Source organism: Peribacillus sp. YIM B13481 (genome assembly GCF_042787985.1).
Taxonomy (GTDB): Bacteria; Bacillota; Bacilli; order Bacillales; family DSM-1321; genus Peribacillus; species Peribacillus simplex_A.
On sequence record NZ_JBHZPE010000002.1, the window covers coordinates 207,038 to 223,611 of the forward strand.

19 protein-coding genes are annotated in these 16,574 nt (G+C 42.0%); 4 read left to right on the forward strand and 15 right to left on the reverse strand.

The window, feature by feature from the left end; genetic code table 11:
• Window positions 1–71 precede the first annotated feature (71 nt).
• Window positions 72–1,010, reverse strand: coding sequence for a DHH family phosphoesterase (locus tag ACFX4X_RS02475; protein WP_061464370.1), 939 nt, complete (start codon window positions 1,008–1,010; stop codon window positions 72–74).
• 171 nt (window positions 1,011–1,181) lie between these two features.
• Between ACFX4X_RS02475 and ACFX4X_RS02480 the strand changes: the two genes are divergently transcribed.
• A complete protein-coding gene (locus tag ACFX4X_RS02480; protein WP_125160151.1) occupies window positions 1,182–1,484 on the forward strand; it encodes a YtpI family protein in 303 nt (100 codons plus the stop codon).
• A gap of 32 nt (window positions 1,485–1,516) precedes the next feature.
• Here ACFX4X_RS02480 and ACFX4X_RS02485 read toward each other — a convergent pair whose 3' ends face one another.
• From ACFX4X_RS02485 to ACFX4X_RS02495, 3 genes are all read right to left on the reverse strand, one after another.
• Entirely contained in the window at window positions 1,517–2,836 is a 1,320-nt protein-coding gene (locus ACFX4X_RS02485; RefSeq protein WP_061466161.1) for a DRTGG domain-containing protein, read from the reverse strand.
• A gap of 71 nt (window positions 2,837–2,907) precedes the next feature.
• Window positions 2,908–3,132 carry a hypothetical protein gene (locus ACFX4X_RS02490; protein WP_284470028.1) on the reverse strand — a complete coding sequence of 75 codons (225 nt, stop codon included), beginning with the start codon at window positions 3,130–3,132 and terminating at the stop codon, window positions 2,908–2,910.
• A 217-nt stretch (window positions 3,133–3,349) separates the two neighbouring features.
• Window positions 3,350–4,030: a metal-dependent hydrolase gene (locus ACFX4X_RS02495; protein WP_377381299.1), complete on the reverse strand. Its 681-nt coding sequence runs from the start codon at window positions 4,028–4,030 to the stop codon at window positions 3,350–3,352.
• A 116-nt stretch (window positions 4,031–4,146) separates the two neighbouring features.
• Here ACFX4X_RS02495 and ACFX4X_RS02500 point away from each other — a divergent pair, with 116 nt between their 5' ends.
• Window positions 4,147–5,244 (forward strand): M24 family metallopeptidase, encoded by a 1,098-nt coding sequence (locus tag ACFX4X_RS02500; protein ID WP_089361745.1) that lies wholly within the window; start codon window positions 4,147–4,149, stop codon window positions 5,242–5,244.
• A gap of 88 nt (window positions 5,245–5,332) precedes the next feature.
• On the opposite strand, the gene bamE is transcribed toward ACFX4X_RS02500, so the two are convergent.
• Window positions 5,333–5,581, reverse strand: a complete 249-nt coding sequence (gene bamE / locus ACFX4X_RS02505) for an outer membrane protein assembly factor BamE domain-containing protein (RefSeq protein WP_284470026.1) — start codon at window positions 5,579–5,581, stop codon at window positions 5,333–5,335.
• Between the two features lie 541 nt (window positions 5,582–6,122).
• Between bamE and ACFX4X_RS02510 the strand changes: the two genes are divergently transcribed.
• A complete protein-coding gene (locus ACFX4X_RS02510; RefSeq protein ID WP_377381403.1) occupies window positions 6,123–6,569 on the forward strand; it encodes a universal stress protein in 447 nt (148 codons plus the stop codon).
• Between the two features lie 47 nt (window positions 6,570–6,616).
• Here the strand turns inward: ACFX4X_RS02510 and argH are convergent, their stop codons facing one another.
• Window positions 6,617–7,996 (reverse strand): argininosuccinate lyase, encoded by a 1,380-nt coding sequence (gene argH / locus ACFX4X_RS02515; protein ID WP_089361747.1) that lies wholly within the window; start codon window positions 7,994–7,996, stop codon window positions 6,617–6,619.
• Entirely contained in the window at window positions 7,993–9,201 is a 1,209-nt protein-coding gene (locus tag ACFX4X_RS02520) for an argininosuccinate synthase (RefSeq protein ID WP_061464377.1), read from the reverse strand. The genes argH and ACFX4X_RS02520 overlap by 4 nt, the downstream gene beginning before the upstream one ends.
• A 214-nt stretch (window positions 9,202–9,415) precedes the next feature.
• Between ACFX4X_RS02520 and ACFX4X_RS02525 the strand changes: the two genes are divergently transcribed.
• Entirely contained in the window at window positions 9,416–9,730 is a 315-nt protein-coding gene (locus ACFX4X_RS02525) for a hypothetical protein (RefSeq protein ID WP_061464378.1), read from the forward strand.
• A 56-nt stretch (window positions 9,731–9,786) separates the two neighbouring features.
• Here the strand turns inward: ACFX4X_RS02525 and ACFX4X_RS02530 are convergent, their stop codons facing one another.
• The 8 genes from ACFX4X_RS02530 to ACFX4X_RS02565 all read right to left on the reverse strand — a co-directional run bounded on the left by ACFX4X_RS02530 (window position 9,787) and on the right by ACFX4X_RS02565 (window position 16,566).
• Entirely contained in the window at window positions 9,787–10,299 is a 513-nt protein-coding gene (locus ACFX4X_RS02530; protein WP_089361748.1) for a MogA/MoaB family molybdenum cofactor biosynthesis protein, read from the reverse strand.
• Window positions 10,296–11,138 (reverse strand): EcsC family protein, encoded by an 843-nt coding sequence (locus tag ACFX4X_RS02535; RefSeq protein ID WP_284470024.1) that lies wholly within the window; start codon window positions 11,136–11,138, stop codon window positions 10,296–10,298. The genes ACFX4X_RS02530 and ACFX4X_RS02535 overlap by 4 nt, the downstream gene beginning before the upstream one ends.
• A 175-nt stretch (window positions 11,139–11,313) precedes the next feature.
• Window positions 11,314–12,516 carry an acetate kinase gene (locus ACFX4X_RS02540; RefSeq protein ID WP_061464381.1) on the reverse strand — a complete coding sequence of 401 codons (1,203 nt, stop codon included), beginning with the start codon at window positions 12,514–12,516 and terminating at the stop codon, window positions 11,314–11,316.
• Window positions 12,517–12,681: 165 nt separating this feature from the next.
• Window positions 12,682–13,668, reverse strand: a complete 987-nt coding sequence (locus ACFX4X_RS02545; RefSeq protein WP_377381308.1) for a class I SAM-dependent methyltransferase — start codon at window positions 13,666–13,668, stop codon at window positions 12,682–12,684.
• Window positions 13,669–14,065: 397 nt separating this feature from the next.
• Entirely contained in the window at window positions 14,066–14,566 is a 501-nt protein-coding gene (gene tpx, locus ACFX4X_RS02550) for a thiol peroxidase (protein WP_061464383.1), read from the reverse strand.
• Between the two features lie 178 nt (window positions 14,567–14,744).
• Complete coding sequence (gene ytfJ / locus ACFX4X_RS02555) at window positions 14,745–15,218, reverse strand: GerW family sporulation protein (protein WP_061464384.1); 474 nt, start codon at window positions 15,216–15,218, stop codon at window positions 14,745–14,747.
• Between the two features lie 15 nt (window positions 15,219–15,233).
• Window positions 15,234–15,926 (reverse strand): DUF2953 domain-containing protein, encoded by a 693-nt coding sequence (locus tag ACFX4X_RS02560; protein WP_377381313.1) that lies wholly within the window; start codon window positions 15,924–15,926, stop codon window positions 15,234–15,236.
• Window positions 15,927–16,026: 100 nt separating this feature from the next.
• Window positions 16,027–16,566 (reverse strand): RDD family protein, encoded by a 540-nt coding sequence (locus ACFX4X_RS02565; protein WP_284470019.1) that lies wholly within the window; start codon window positions 16,564–16,566, stop codon window positions 16,027–16,029.
• Window positions 16,567–16,574 lie beyond the last annotated feature (8 nt).

Below are 16,574 nucleotides of genomic sequence, written 5' to 3' on the forward strand. Positions count from 1 at the left end.
ATATCCGCAAAGCTAAAAGACCAAATCACTTTGATTTGGTCTTCATGTCATTTCAATCCAAAAATCGTTTTCTAATTCGCTTTATTCAACTCTTCCAAATCGGCAAGGATATTATCCACTTCATCCCAAGAATGGATCGAAGCCCCTGCTGCAAACGGATGGCCTCCGCCGTTATATTTACGGGCAATCGTATTGATGATTGGACCCTTGGAACGGAAACGGACTCGGATTTCTTTATCCTCTTCAATGAAAAAGACCCATGTCTTAACATTTTTAATCGAACCTAGCGAGGAAACGAGCTGAGAGGCCTCCGATGCCGAAGCATGGAATGTTTCAAGTATATCCTTTGTGATGATCATTTTCCCCGTGCCATATGGAAGGATCTCAAAATGCTGCAGAACATAGCCATTCAACCTGACAATGCTTTCATTGACATCATACATCTCCTGATATAATTGCGGACGGGAGAACGAATAGTGAATCAATTCACTGGCATAGGCAAATGTCTTTTCAGTCGTGCTTTGGAATAGGAAACGACCTGTATCGCCAACGATGCCTGCATATAGAAGGCGTGCCGCTTCATCACTCATCTTCAAGCCTTTTTCTTTACCGAATTGGTAAAATTCATAAATCATTTCACTTGCAGAACTTGCTGATGTATCGACCCAGCGCATATCCCCATATGGATCTTCATTAGGATGATGGTCAATCTTAATCAGTTTATCCCCCGTCATATACCTTGAATCACAAATCCGGTCGGTATTGGCGGTATCACAAACGATGACCAAAGCACCTTGATATGTTTCATCAGAAATCACATCGAGCCTTCTTAAATAATTCAGTGACGGTTCTTCTTTCCCAACCGTATAAATCCGCTTTTCAGGGAAAGATGCCTTCAGGATTTCCGCCAATCCCCCCTGTGAACCATAAGCATCCGGATCTGGACGGACATGGCGATGGAGAATGATAGTATCATAACGCTTTATATCTGCTAAAATTTCAGCCTTCATATTGATCTCCCCTCAAACTATGTATTATCGAACCTAATAAAGATTTTATATATTTCATTTAATCAAAAAATTGGGGAAATAGAAAGTGTCATCTTGGTTTACTGTGGCATTCTCTTTCATTTCCCGCTACAATAAAAAGGTACATATGTTAAATTGGGGGAATTTTAAACGATGCCTATTCTTGTAACCTTGATCGTTCTTTCACTAGGGGTCTATTTGTTTTATAAGATCAAATCGGTCCGAACCAAAATGCCGATGGAAAAAAAGTGGATTTCAGGGAAGTCTTCCATTGCCCTTGGTGCGTTTGTCGCACTATTCGGAATCAATCAGCTTTTTCTATTCCACACAACCACCACTTATATCATTTCTGCCGTTTTCATTTCCGTTGGCCTATTCAGCGTTTGGGGAGGCTATAAAATGTATAGATTTTACCTGCCGCATGCAATTGAAGAAGCCGTAAATCAAAAAGGATAATCGAATATCGATTATCCTTTTTGATTTATTTATCATGATCGATCAAGCAATTGGCAGGTTAACATCGCCTTACCGACAAGTTTGCCTTGGTTAAACACCTCGACATCCACTTTTCCGAATTTACGTCCTACATCAAGGACACGCGGATGGATTTCAAGCGTGCTGTCGATCTGAACTGGCTTGATGAAATAAATCGTCATATTTTCCACGACCAAGTCACCGCGCTTATAGCTTCGAAGTGCCCGGTTTGCTGAATCCGTAACCAATGTCGTAAACACACCGCTTGAAATGGTCCCAAGATAATTGGTCATCTGCGGAGTGACGCCATAGTTATACACTTCCTCACCCTTGCCGCGATTCGAAGTCATCACAAGCTGACTTGTGATCGTATCGTCGATCGTTTCGCCGACCTGTGGCTGCCTTTGACTCATTTGCAGTGCCTTCAGTACATCCTGCCTGCTCACGATTCCCTTCAGGATATGACTGTCATTCACGACCGGGATTAACTCAATGCCTTCCCAAACCATCATATGTGCAGAAGATGCTACACTCATTTTATCGCCTACGGTCATCGGGTTTTTCGTCATCACCTTATCAATGAGCGTCAACTCTTCCTGACCCATGATATCTTTTGATGTGACCATTCCTTGAACCTTCATATTGTAATCGACAACAGGGAAACGGCTATGCCCTGATTCCTGATTCAGTTCATGCCAAGTCTGAACCCGGTCACCAACCGTTAAAAAGGTCGTTTCCTGTACGGGCGTCAAAATATCCTCCACCAGCAATATTTCCTTTTTGATCAATTGGTCATAGATTGCCCGATTGATCATCGTTGCAACGGTAAAGGTATCGTAACTTGTAGAAATGACTGGCATCTCCAATTCATCGGCCAACCTTTTAACGGGCTCTTCCGTATCGAATCCCCCGGTGATCAGCACCGCTGCACCCGCATTTAACGCGTGCTCATGGGCCTGGGTACGGTTCCCGACGATCAGCAGATTTCCTGCACCTGTATATCTCATCATGGCATCCAGCTTCATCGCCCCGATGACGAATTTATTTAATGTCTTATGAAGTCCCGTTTTTCCACCCAGAACTTGTCCGTCCACAATATTAACTACCTCGGCAAAAGTGAGCTTTTCAATATTCTCTTTTTTCTTTTTCTCGATACGGATCGTGCCTACCCGCTCAATCGAGCTCACGTAGCCCTGGTTCTCCGCCTCTTTAATTGCCCGATATGCCGTACCTTCACTAACATTCAATGCTTTCGCAATTTGACGGACGGAAATCTTTTCACCAACAGGGAGCCCATCGATATGTTTTAATATTTGTTCATGCTTTGTAGCCAAGCGCTTCACCCTTTTCACGGTATTCCTATTCTCCATTATAAGGTCAAAGAGCCTAGTTTATCAAACAACTACTAGTATTGGCGCAACCTTTTGTATTCCAGCAGGCGTTTTACCTTTTGTTTTTTAGGAGAATATAGTATTCCCGTCAAGTTCCCCGCTACCGCCAACAAGGCAAACAACAACCAGGTTCCGGCAAACAGGCTCTCCAAACCGCCACTTTCCAACGACAAGCGCGGCACGGCATAATACAGCATCACACCGCATAAAAGCAAACATAGAAATAACCTCTGTTTCATCCAATCCCCCCTTTTTACCATCTATTCATTTTATGCCTGCGAAAGGAAAAAAGACTTGGCTGAATGAAGGAGATTTACTTTACGACACCTCTATAAAAATCCAGATTCGTAAAAGGCAATGCTACAAGGATTTCCTTTCATTTCAATCCTCCATCCGCTCCTGATACTTCCCGAACGACCCAAACAAAAACGGGAGGCCATGTGGCTCCCGCTCCTTTTATAGTTCAATTTCATCCCCGGCTTCCATGATCAGTCCATTCTCCTCTTCAAGCAGGTCAATGAATTTGTTAGGATCCTGTTTGATGACAGGGAAAGTATTGTAATGAATCGGCACGACCTGTTTGGCTTGAAGGAATTTCGCTGCAAGTGCGGCATCTTCCGGCCCCATGGTGTAATTGTCGCCGATTGGCAAAAATGCCAAGTCAATCGGATGTCGCTCCCCGATCAGTTTCATATCGGAATATACGGCTGTATCCCCTGCATGATAGATCGTTTTCCCTTCTATCATAAGTAATACGCCAGCAGGCATTCCTAAATAAATGATTTGCCCATCTCCGTTATTGAATCCCGTTCCATGGAAAGCAGGCGTCAGTTTCACTTTTCCAAATTCGAACTCGAAAGCTCCGCCGATGCTCATCCCGTGAGTCCTAACCCCTTGAGCACCAAGATAGTCGGCAATTTCTGCAATGCCAATGACAAGAGCATCATGCTTTTTGGCCAATTCGACCGTGTCACCAACGTGGTCATTATGACCATGTGTCAAGATGATCACATCCGGTTTCACATCTTCTACCTTCAAATCGGTCAATTCATTTCCATTGATGAACGGATCGAATAAAATCGTTTGACCATTCGTTTCGACTTTTACAACTGCATGTCCATGAAAAGATACTTTCAATTCTGATGCTCCCTTCCCATACCACTAATTTTTAAATAGCCTTATTAGGCCTTACCCATTTACTATACTTTTAAATATTGCTAAGGTAATTATATCTTATAAATGGAGGTATCGTCATGAATGAACGTTTGACAGAACTACAAAATTGGCTTCAGGCCAATGAGGTTGAAGCCGCATTACTTACATCCACAGAAAGCATCTTCTATTTAAGCGGGTTCTTTAGTGATCCTCATGAAAGACTGCTTGCACTTGCCATTTTTGCAAATGCCGACCCATTCCTGGTCTGCCCGCAGATGGAAGTTCCGGATGCTAAACATGCTGGATGGAATGGGGATATCATTGGTTATACCGACATTGAAAATCCATGGGAAAAAGTTAAGCAAGCAGTGGTGAATCGCGGGTTAACCATAAAGAAAATGGCCATTGAAAAAGAGCATATGAATGTAGAACGCTATGAAAAGGTCCAACATCACTTCGGAGCACCAAAGCTCGTTTCAGCAGAAGAAAAACTCCAAAGGATGCGAATGATCAAGTCGGAAGAGGAAATGGTCAAAATCCGTGAAGCATGCCGCCTTGCCGACTTTGCGATCGAAGTGGGTGTCAGCGAAATTCATGAAGGTAAAACGGAAATGGAAATCCTTGCAGCGATAGAATTCGAACTGAAAAAGGCCGGAGTAAGCCAAATGTCATTCTCCACAATGGTCCTGACCGGTAAAAATGGTGCTTCCCCACATGGCACACCTGGGAATACGAAGGTTCAGCGTGGCGATCTTGTCCTCTTTGACCTGGGGGTCGTTCATGAAGGGTACTGCTCTGACATCACTAGAACTGTTGCTTACGGAGATATTAATGATAAACAGGCAGAGATATATGAAACGGTACTAAATGCACAAGAAGCTGCCGTTACAGCCAGTAAACCGGGTGTATCCTGTTCCGAGATTGACCTGATTGCCAGAAACATCATCAGGAATAAAGGATACGGTGAATTCTTCCCGCACAGGCTCGGCCACGGACTTGGGATCAGCGTCCATGAATACCCATCCTTAACCGAAACGAATACCCTTGAACTTCAATCCGGAATGGTTTATACCATCGAACCGGGTATATATGTTCCAAATGTTGCAGGCGTCAGGATTGAAGATGATCTATTAATCACCGATACCGGCTGTGAGGTTTTGACCAAATATCCGAAGAGCCTGCAAATCATAAAATGATCATGCATTGACCGTTTAATGTAACGAAACCCGGATACCCCCGTCCTCATTTAAGACGGGGGTAACTATTAATCGAATTTCATTTCAACTAATCGGTCCGCAGTTCAAACTTAACAGCTTGTTCATTGCCGTCAAACCAAATGACAAGCCATTCACTATCTATACTTATTATTCCCCTCTCGGCACCAAGGTAATAAACATTATCTTCCTCTTTGAAATATTCCGTTTCTGTTGGAGAACCTAAAAGCGTAATCACTTCTTCTTTTGTCTTTCCTATCAATTCATGCTCTTCCTTCATCATCATGTAACCATCTTTCGGTGGTGAACCTTGATTCATATTCATTTACCCCTAAAATGACCACACAATAAAGCAGCAGAAGAAAGCCAAGGCTTGAAATGGCAATACATCTAATTTTAATTTTCCTTTTATTATGTGAATCGGTATATGAAATCCATTGAAAAAATAGCAAAAGAACAAATGGAACAGCAGTGCTGATCTACTCATTATACTGATAGAAGCATGTACAACATTAATGAATAAAATAAAAAAGAAATAGATCAACGCATACAAAAGTACGTATAAATATAATGCATAGTTTAATATTCTTGAAACACTCAAAGAAAAAACTCCCCTCTCACGCCCGGCCTTACCATAAATAAACAAATCAAGTAAATAAAAGACATAAGGGGTTTGGTTAAAGCAAAGCTTCTTATTCGCAATAACAAGTTCAACTTTTCTAGAACCCATATTGTTTCATGTTGCGATTTCTTGGGCACTGGCTAAAACATTCGCTAATTTGTTACAATTGAAATAAGACAATCAGGTAAATAATAGTATAATAGGAATGAAATAGAAGGAGGAGATTCACTTGAATAGTATAGATTATAAAAATATTCTAGTAGCAGTGGACGGTTCGGAAGAAGCAGAGTGGGCTTTAAAAAAGGCTATCTATTTAGCAAAACTCAGTGATGCGACCCTATGTCTTGCACATATCGTTGACACAAGGAATTTCCCTACTATCGAAGCATATGATATGACTATCCGTGAACACTCTGAAACCTTTGCCAATGAGCTATTGGAAAAGTATAAAATGGAAGCCATTGCATCCGGGATTGCAAAAGTCCAAACAGAAGTGGCATATGGTTCTCCTAAAGTTCAAATTCCAAGGGATATTGCCAAAAAACATTCAATCGATTTAATTGTGTGCGGTGCAACAGGCCTTAATGCCGTCGAACGTTTCCTGATCGGCAGCGTGTCGGAAGGTATCGTTCGACGTTCAAACTGTGATGTAATTGTCGTTCGTACGAATAGTGATAAAAGATGATCATAAAAAAGCTCATTCGCCAAATTGGTGAACGAGCTTTTTCACTGTTATTCACTTACCAGTTTTTCCGCTTTTTCAATCGCCAGCAACACTTGGGCAAAACCTGTACCGCCCGCACTGTTACGGCGTTTAACGGCTTCGTAAGGATTTAATGCATCGTAAATATCATGTCCAAACAAATCGGAGGCTTCCTGGAATTGTTCAATGCTTAGGTCTACTAAATAGCAGCCATTCTGGACACAGAACAATACAAGTTTCCCGACCACCTCGTGTGCCTTACGGAAAGGCATTCCCTTTGAAGCTAGGTAATCAGCTAATTCCGTCGCATTCGAGAAGTCATTTCTTGTTGCTTTTTCCATGACGTCCGTTTTCACTTTCATTGTTGAAATCATGCCAGCAAATATTTTAAGTGAACCAACAATGGTCTTGACCGTATCGAAAACGCCTTCTTTATCTTCTTGCATATCTTTATTATAAGCAAGCGGCAATCCTTTCAATACAGTCAATAACCCCGTTAAATTCCCATAAACCCTTCCTGTTTTACCACGAATCAATTCTGCCATATCAGGGTTTTTCTTTTGCGGCATAATGCTGCTTCCCGTTGAAAACGCATCATCCAATTCAACGAATTGGAACTCCTGGCTTGACCATAGAATGATTTCTTCGCTGAAACGGGATAAATGCATCATCATCGTCGCACTGTTGCTCATGAATTCAATGGCAAAGTCACGATCACTTACCGCATCAAGGCTGTTTTCATAAATCCCCTCAAACCCCAATAGTTCGGCACTGAGGGCACGGTCAATCGGGAAAGTCGTCCCAGCTAGCGCCCCAGCACCCAATGGAGAAACATTAATTCTTTTGAAGCTCTCGGTGAAACGCTGCTTATCACGCTCAAGCATCCAAAAATAAGCCATTAAATGGTGGGCAAATGAAATGGGCTGTGCCCGCTGTAAATGTGTATAACCTGGAATTAGTGTTTCCACATTTTTTTTGGCCTGTCCCAAAATCGCTTTTTGCAGATCATTGATGAGTTCCAGGATCACTTTTGTTTGGTTCCGCATATACAGATGAAGATCTGTTGCAACTTGGTCATTACGGCTTCTGCCTGTATGAAGCTTTCCGCCCACTGGACCAATTTCGCTTATTAGCATACTTTCCAGGTTAAGATGGATATCCTCCATCTCAACCTTAAAAGTCAATTCACCCTTTTCAGCTTTTTCCTGTAAACTTTTCAGTCCTGCAATGATCTGGTCCGCATCTTCTTCAGGTAAAATGCTGCATTGCTTTAACATGGTTACATGGGCTAAGCTGCCTTGAATATCTTCAAGGACAAGTTCCTGGTCAAAGGAGATGGAAGCTCCAAACTCATCTACCCATTCTTCGGCAGACTTGGTGAATCTCCCTCCCCAAAGCTTGCTGCTCACACTGTCACCTTCTTGTTATTGACCATGCTGTTCACTTTCGTTGGAAGTCCCCATAACTTAATGAAACCAACTGCTGCATCATGATCGAATTCGTCCGCTTTTGTATAAGTAGCCAGTTTTTCATCATATAGAGAGTACTCGGATTTTCTTCCTTCAACAATCGCATGACCTTTGAAAAGCTTCACACGGACCGTACCCGTTACATTTACTTGTGTTTCTTTAAGGAAAGCGGCCAATGCTTTTTGAAGCGGAGAGAACCAAAGGCCTTCATAAATCAATTCAGTCATTTTCTTCTCGATCACGGGTTTGAAGTGAGCCAATTCTTTTACAAGCGTGATATCTTCAAGCTCTTTATGTGCAGCAATTAATGTCATAGCACCTGGAGCTTCGTATACTTCACGAGATTTGATTCCTACTAATCTATTTTCCACGTGGTCGATACGTCCAACTCCGTGTTTACCGGCAATCTGATTCAATTCAACAATCAAGTCAGCCAATTTATAGTTTTTGTCATTCAATGTAACCGGTACACCTTGTTCAAAACCAATTTCAATGATGTCAGCAGTATCTGGCGTATTTTCAAGGCTTGTTGTCAGATCATAAGCCTCTTCTGGTGGAGCTGCCCATGGGTCTTCCAGGATTCCGCATTCGTTACTTCTTCCCCAAAGGTTTTGGTCGATCGAGAATGGACTTGCCAAGCCGATTGGAACAGGAATGCCATTTTTAGCTGCATATTCAATCTCCTCTTCACGAGACCATTTCCAATCACGAACAGGTGCAAGAACTTCTAAATCAGGATTCAATGCCGAGATGGATACTTCGAAACGCACTTGGTCATTTCCTTTTCCCGTACAACCGTGCGCAACGGCTACAGCGTTTTCCGCTTCAGCCACTTCCACTAATTTCTTAGCGATCAGCGGGCGTGATAGAGCTGAAACCAATGGATATTTCCCTTCATATAAAGTATGTGCCTGAAGAGCCGTTAATGCGAATTCATCAGCGAATTCGTCTTTCGCATCAATCACATATGAACTGACCGCACCAACAGTGATTGCTTTTTCTTTAATGAAGTCCAAATCTTTCCCTTCACCGACATCCAAGCAGCATGCTACAACTTCGTATCCTTGATCTTGTAACCATTTAATTGCAACGGAAGTATCCAAACCTCCGGAATATGCTAAAACAACTTTTTGATTTTTTCCCATTTTAATCGTCCCTTTCGTGTGAATAAAAATTCACTCAATGTTATTTTTATTCAATCTATGATTAGTACTTTATCATCTTTATAAACGGAATACAAGGGGTATTTTAAAGATTTAGCTAAATAATCCGTTAATAATTTCAGGGAATTCATACATTGGATGCTTTCGCAAGAATATAGTAAACTAAGAGTATGAAAAATCGAAAAGTGGTGGGAATATGAGAGAACTATTTACCTATGATGAACGGCTTGGCATCCCCATTCCTGATTTGAATCTGGAGTGGGATGAATATACAAAAGGCGAGCAACAGCAAATACTCGTACAATGGGAGAATATCCGGGGGAGCATACCGGACCGCATCAAGGAACTGGAATCCACCATTAACCGAAAACAGTTTCAGCTCTCCGATGAAAGTAATTTCACCAAATCATGCCAGCTCAATTCCGAAATTGCGGAACTTGCTTCCATCATCAATGATTTATGGCTTTGGTATCGCACCAATCAAGGCGTTAGTGAAAAGATGCATAATTAAGGCCTATTCCATGCAAAAAAACCACAGTTTAGAACTGTGGTTTTTTTGCATCCCTCTTATAAATCCTTCCGAAGCTCACCAACGACATGTCCCAATTCCGGGAGAATCAATTTATTCATCGCAAGCCGAACCGCCCCCGTTGAACCCGGGGTGGAAAAAACCGCTTTGTTGTTCACGACCCCAGCAATCGCCCTCGATAGAATGGCTGCAGAACCGATATCCTCTTGAAAGCTGAGCATTCGGAAAATCTCGCCAAAACCCGGAATTTCCTTTGTCATCAATTCTTGAACCGCCTCGATCGTTACATCCCTATTGGCGATGCCAGTGCCACCGTTTGTTAATATGACATCCACCTTGCTGCTTTGGCTGCCAACTGTGACCGCAGCTTGAATCGCTTCCCTTTCATCCTTTACAATTTCATATTCCGTCACTTCATGCCCATTCGATTTCAATAATTCCACCATCAGTGCCCCGCTTTTATCCGTTTCTTCATTACGCGTATCACTAACGGTTATCACCATGCATCGAATTGCCTCCGTGAAGCCTTCTTTATGATCCCTGACACTCATTCTTCTTCAGCCTTCTTCATCTGTAAATACCGATATTGATAGAACTTCTGCGCAAATTCACTGACATTCCGGGTCATTTGATAATTGGCCCCAGCCCCGATGGCCATGCTGATGAATGGAATGCCCCGAACCAATTTTTTTCGAAAGACAGTTATGGATACGGCTTTCAACAGCTGCTTCAACGGCTGTTCCATCCAGGTCGGATTTGTAAGTTCTTCGATTCCTAAATAAAAATAGTCATCTTCCGCGTTCTGGACTTCCCGGATCAATTCTTCCCAGGCCATCCCTTGAAGTCTTTTTGGCATCGCTCCTGCATTGAATACCTTAAGGGCCATCATCATTTCAAAAGGCGTATTCACCTCAACACCATAAGACATCGCAATCAGCTGTACGATCCTGACATTGATGACCGTCATGGCCGGAATATCACTCCCTAACAGGAGCAGGCTACCTGATCCGCTTACACCGCCTTGTGCAAATGAATACAACCGATGCTTTGCGATATGCTGGTTCGCTATGTAATTCAACTGATCGATCGATAAGTGATTCAAGTCATCCAGCGTTTCGATATCTTCCTTAAACAAGCGCGCAGATGCTAAAATCCGCTCTCTTGCATCTATTTGGATTTGTGAGCTCTGAACCATGGCATGCAAATGAAAAAGCCAAGTATCAAGCTTTTCAAAAAACTGTTGTTGGACGTTATCTGGAAGCAGGTCAAAACCCTGCTCTAACCATTTATCATACAATGCTGACAAATCTTTTCGCTCATATTGATAAAGATTTTCCTGCCATTCACTAATTTCATTCCAAATTTTAATTTCCCGATTCGTGAATTCCATGCATCAAGCCTCCTATGTACAGAATTGGTGGATTCTCCCTTAAGTATACCATAGAGGATGGCTTTTCAAGAAAGATGATGAGGGGCAAGAAGGTGCGGTTGAGGGTGAAACCATTTGAATCAATGCTTTCATGGAAAAGATCCCTTACCAATAGATAAGGGATCTTTATAAAAAATCATGAAGTCATGTTTTCGCTAAAAGCCAATCTCATGGTATCCCTGACAATCATGATTTCTTCATTAGTGGGAATGACCATCACTTTAACGGGGGAATAAGGTGTATTGATGAAGGCTTCCTTACCCGAGGTACGGTTGAGATCCTTATCCCAATATACCCCCATGAATTCAAGTCCCTCCAAGATTCGCCCCCTAATGGCTTGACTGTTTTCACCGATGCCCGCTGTAAAAATGATGCCGTCCACACCTCCCATTTTAGCCGAATAGGAACCTATGTACTTGTGAATCCGATCTGCAAAAACTTCAAGTGCGAGTACAGCCCGATCATTGCCTTTATCCGCTTCCACTTGTATATCGCGCAGGTCGCTGGAAAACCCAGAAAGGGCTAGAATGCCGCTTTTCTTATTCAGGACATCCAGCACTTCATCAGCCGTTTTTCCCGTCTTCTCCATGATATATGGAATCAGCGCAGGGTCGATGTTGCCTGAACGCGTCCCCATTGTAACACCGGCCAATGGTGTAAATCCCATTGATGTATCAATCGATTTACCGCCCTTTATGGCCGTAATGCTTGCACCATTCCCTAAATGGCAGGATAACAAGCGAAGCTGTTCGATTGGGCGGCCAATCATTGCTGCAGCCCGCTGCGACACATATTTATGTGAAGTACCATGAAACCCATATTTCCTTATTCCATAGTTTTCATAATATTCAAAGGGTAAGCTGTACAAATATGAATCTGCAGCCATCGTTTGATGAAAGGCAGTATCGAATACGGCAACAGCAGGAACATCAAGTATTTGCCTGAAGGCTTTGATTCCCGTGATATTGGCGGGATTATGAAGGGGTGCCAACTCGGAAAGCTTTTCGATTTCCTCTATTACTTCCACCGTAATCAAGACGGAGTCACTGAACACCTCACCACCATGCACAACCCGATGCCCTACGCCATCTATCTCTTCAAAGGATTCAATGATGCGATGGTAAATCAGCTTTTTCAATAAAAGCCCTACTGCCACTTCATAGTTGGGTATATGCACCGTTTCAGATACCTTTTTGCCTTCGACGCTCAAAGTGAATGTGGAATTTTTCAAGCCAATCCTTTCTACAAGACCCTTTGTAATTACGTTTTCACTTGGCATCTCAAAAAGTTGAAACTTCAATGAAGAGCTGCCAGCATTAATAGCCATGATTTTTGACATCCATCCTGCTCCTTTACTCTAAGCTAGTTCTTCCAATGATCATCTCAACGAAACATGTAGTGTATTGTACAATTTTATCATGGCGAGCGGATACAACCAAATAAAAACCAAAAATTAGGAATAAAAAAAATGAAAGCCAATGCCTGTGGCATCAGCTTTCATTGACTACTTTTCCTCTTTAAACCAATCATCCATCTGCTGCATGACAGAGCTTGTCGCTTCGAAATCCGATAACTTCGGAAGTTGTACGAGCAGTGCCTTCTTCGGAGCTTCGATACCCTCTTTTTTCTTTTGAAGGATCAGGATGCTTTTCGCAGCCGCTTCACTCTTAAACATGGAAAGCGGCAGTTGCACCATCCCTTGGATATGTGTATACTTCTTCAGGAAATCATTGAGTTTCGGCGCTTCCTCCGAGACGAACAGGTTATTAGGGACAATGAAGAAAAGGTGTCCGCCATCCTTCACATGTTTAACACTTTGCTCAATAAACAAATGGTGTGCATATGAATGTCTATTATCTGCCTTCAATTCATATTCAGCTGCACGCACATCATTCGGATAATAACCAATCGGCAAATCACTGACCACAACATCGGAAGGATCGATGAAAAGTGGCTCCAAGCTGTCCTGATTGAAAAATTGCAGCGGATGTTCTTGCAGGTTGGCACCTGCATAAGCAAGCCTGATCAAGGTTTCATCAATCTCGACACCATATGATGCGATACTTTTATCAGTAAGTTGATTCAAGATCGCAAATAGTAAATTCCCCGTTCCGACAGCTGGATCTAGCATGACCAATTCTTTTTGATCCTTGGTGAATTTACCGACTAAATAGCTGACAAACATGCCGACTGCATCCGGGGTCATATGATGATTCGGTTGGACGCTCTCCTGCATGCCTTTTAAAATAGCAAGCTGGTACGCTTTACGAATTGCTTCCTTCTCATATTTCTCTGGTGAAAAATCTCCATAATGCTTAACTAACCTTTTCTTCGATACTTCACTGATTTCCTCCTGCAGGACTTTCCCCTGGAAGAAGTTCTCACCCGTTTCACCTAGGGCATCCAGATACGTACATGATAATTCACTTTGCAATATTTGGGCTGTTTCATCAAATTCATAAAATAATTGTTCAACTGGGGTAGACTTCACTTATTAATTCCTCCTGTTTGCTTCTGTCCTTATTTTATAGGTAACAAGAAAGAGATACAAGTCGTACGTCCTGCTTAACATTCTTTTGAAAGTCCGTATATTTAGAATCGAGCCACTCTTTTTTAAAAGTTTTTAAAAATCGGTAAATAAATGGTAAATACGTTAATTTCGAGTGTGGATGACTAGGGGGAAGTATTATTTGGAGGATACTAAAAAAGATTCTATAGTGGGGATTTTTTGTTTTTATTTTCCTGTACGGGATATTAACTGTTCTTTGGATTATCTTTGTGATTTCACTTGGTTGGTTAGAATTTAATAACCAATGAACTATATTCTCCTTTTAAACATTAAAACAAAAAACCGGACACATTGCGTCCGGTTTCTAAGAATTCACATCTTATTTTGCTGCTTTAGCCGCTTCGATTGCACCCTCGTAATTTGGATGGTTGGTACCTTCACTAACATATTCTACATATGTGATTTCATCATTGCTGTTTACAACGAACACCGAGCGTGCCAATAGTCGAAGTTCTTGCATGACGACACCATAGGCTTCACCGAAAGAAAGGTCACGGTGATCGGAAAGAACTTGAACATTGTCCAGGCCACTAGCAGCACACCAGCGTTTTTGCGCGAAAGGAAGATCGTTACTGATCGTCAGAACTTTTACATTATCCAATTTTGCCGCTTCTTCATTGAATTTACGTGTCTGTGCATCACATACACCTGTATCGACAGATGGAACTACACTGATGATGCGGACAGAACCTTTGGAGTCGCTTAATGTAACCGGTGATAAGTCATTAGCCAATACCGTAAAATCAGGTGCTTTGTCCCCAACTTTTAGTTCTGATCCCACTAAAGTGACCGGGTTGTTTTTAAATGTAACTGAAGCCATTAAAAATTCCTCCTCTTTCTGCTATATGTACAAGCATAATAATATTTGTTTTACCGGAATTTTGCAATTAATTGAATTAGGAAAAGTGAATTGGCGGTTCACATGTGTGGAAAATCAAGCATTAAGTGGTGTAAGCATATTACAGCAAAAAGAAAACTCGGCGGATGCCGAGTCGCAGTTAGAAATCTAAATCCTGTTTAGGTTCTTGGTACCTCTTTACGTTTGTTTGACTGCTACTGCTGCCTTGCCTTTGATTACTACTTTCTTTTTTGGATAGCATGGACTGAATCTTATCGACGACTTGAGGAGCTAAATCCATCATTTTTTCGAGAAGATGCGTACCTTCATCAAGATGAATCATTTTCACCCCGTGGGAACCGACAATCAAAAAGGCAATTGGTGTTATGGAAACCCCACCGCCGCTACCGCCGCCAAAAGGCTGCTTGGAATCACCTTGATGTGCTTGATGGTTTCCATCCATTACAAATTCGCTGCCACCGGCTGCAAAACCAAAACCAACTTTGGATACGGTTAAAATGACACTTCCATCCGGAGTCTCCACCGGATCACCTATGATCGTGTTCACATCGACCATTTCTTTCAGATTTTCCATCGCTTCTTTCATTAAACCTTGAATCGGATGATCTGACATTTAAATTCCTCCACTCTAGAACGATTGTTTATTGGAATCACCTGATAGCTTCGCTAATTTCCTGGACCTGAAATGCGGTTTTCCGCCTTTCCAATAACGAAGCAGTTTTATTCCAGTCACCATAGCCTGCCCGATTCTAAATTGTAATATGCAGGAAATCGACGTATTGGCCTGCCATCTTTGAAAGTCAGGTGTAATGGAATATGCGGGCATGATCCGGAAGTTGAAATAGGTTGTCAGCAAACCGATGATTGAGCCTTTAAGCGCCCAGCATGCACCTGTTAAAACACCGGTATGTGCAGCGTTTTTAGTACCGACAATACTATGCCAGCTGAATTTTTTAACTTGGATTTTCCCTGTGAACTGACGGACGACCTTATGAAATCCGACCATATGCTGAAGCAACTCCTTCATGTCAGCGAATCCGTCACGCAAATCTTCGGGTGTGATTTTTTTCTTTTCTTCCTTTTCGGTTTTTCCGTTCATTTCTTGCTCTTCCTTTACTACTATAGCTGCCGAGTCATCATCCTTTTTAATGACCGGGACTTTGAATGTATAGTGAATAAGTCCATACCAAGCTGATAATTTAATATGTATTTTGTCATTCGTTTGGACACGTTTGTAGTCAATGTATACTCTTACTTTTGTGAAAATAAGAATAAGCAGCACCAAAATGAGGATACCTATAATCAGCAAAACCCACATCATGCACCCACACCCCTTCAGCCTATCATTATCGGCAAATGCAAAAAAAAATAAACCTGCAAAAGCGAAAAACACGCTCTTACAGATTCATGAATGGAAAATATCATCTTCTGATCAAAATAACACCTGTGTCTGCAAAGACATCATGCAAAGCCTGTTTCTTCGGTAATAAGCCTGCCAGGAGATAGCCAATCCAAGTAACTTTTGAAATATATCGGCCAATCAGCTCCCTGAACAATATCGTACCCCAAGAAATGGTTTTTGTCTCTTCCCTCAATGTAACGACTTTCAGTCCAAAAATCATCTTACCAAGGGTTTGGTTCAAGAATTTGGTCATCAAAACAAAGTATAAGAAGAATACGATCCCTGTTAGTAAGCCTTCTGCGGAAAACCAAAGATCATCTGTCCCTTCATAAAACTTGAAGATGGGATGAATCAAAATCCGATTCAAACTTCCGATAACCAACAAATCAGCTAAATAGGCCCAAAATCTCATCCAAAATCCAGCAAAATGCACTCTCTTGACTCCGCCATCATCCACGGCCTGCTTGGCTGGCGTAAATTCCTGCTGAACGGGAACCTCTTGATCTGCCAGTACATTGGATGCAGCGATTTGTTCATTGTTTTCATTTCGTTCCGTCATCCTTCAGC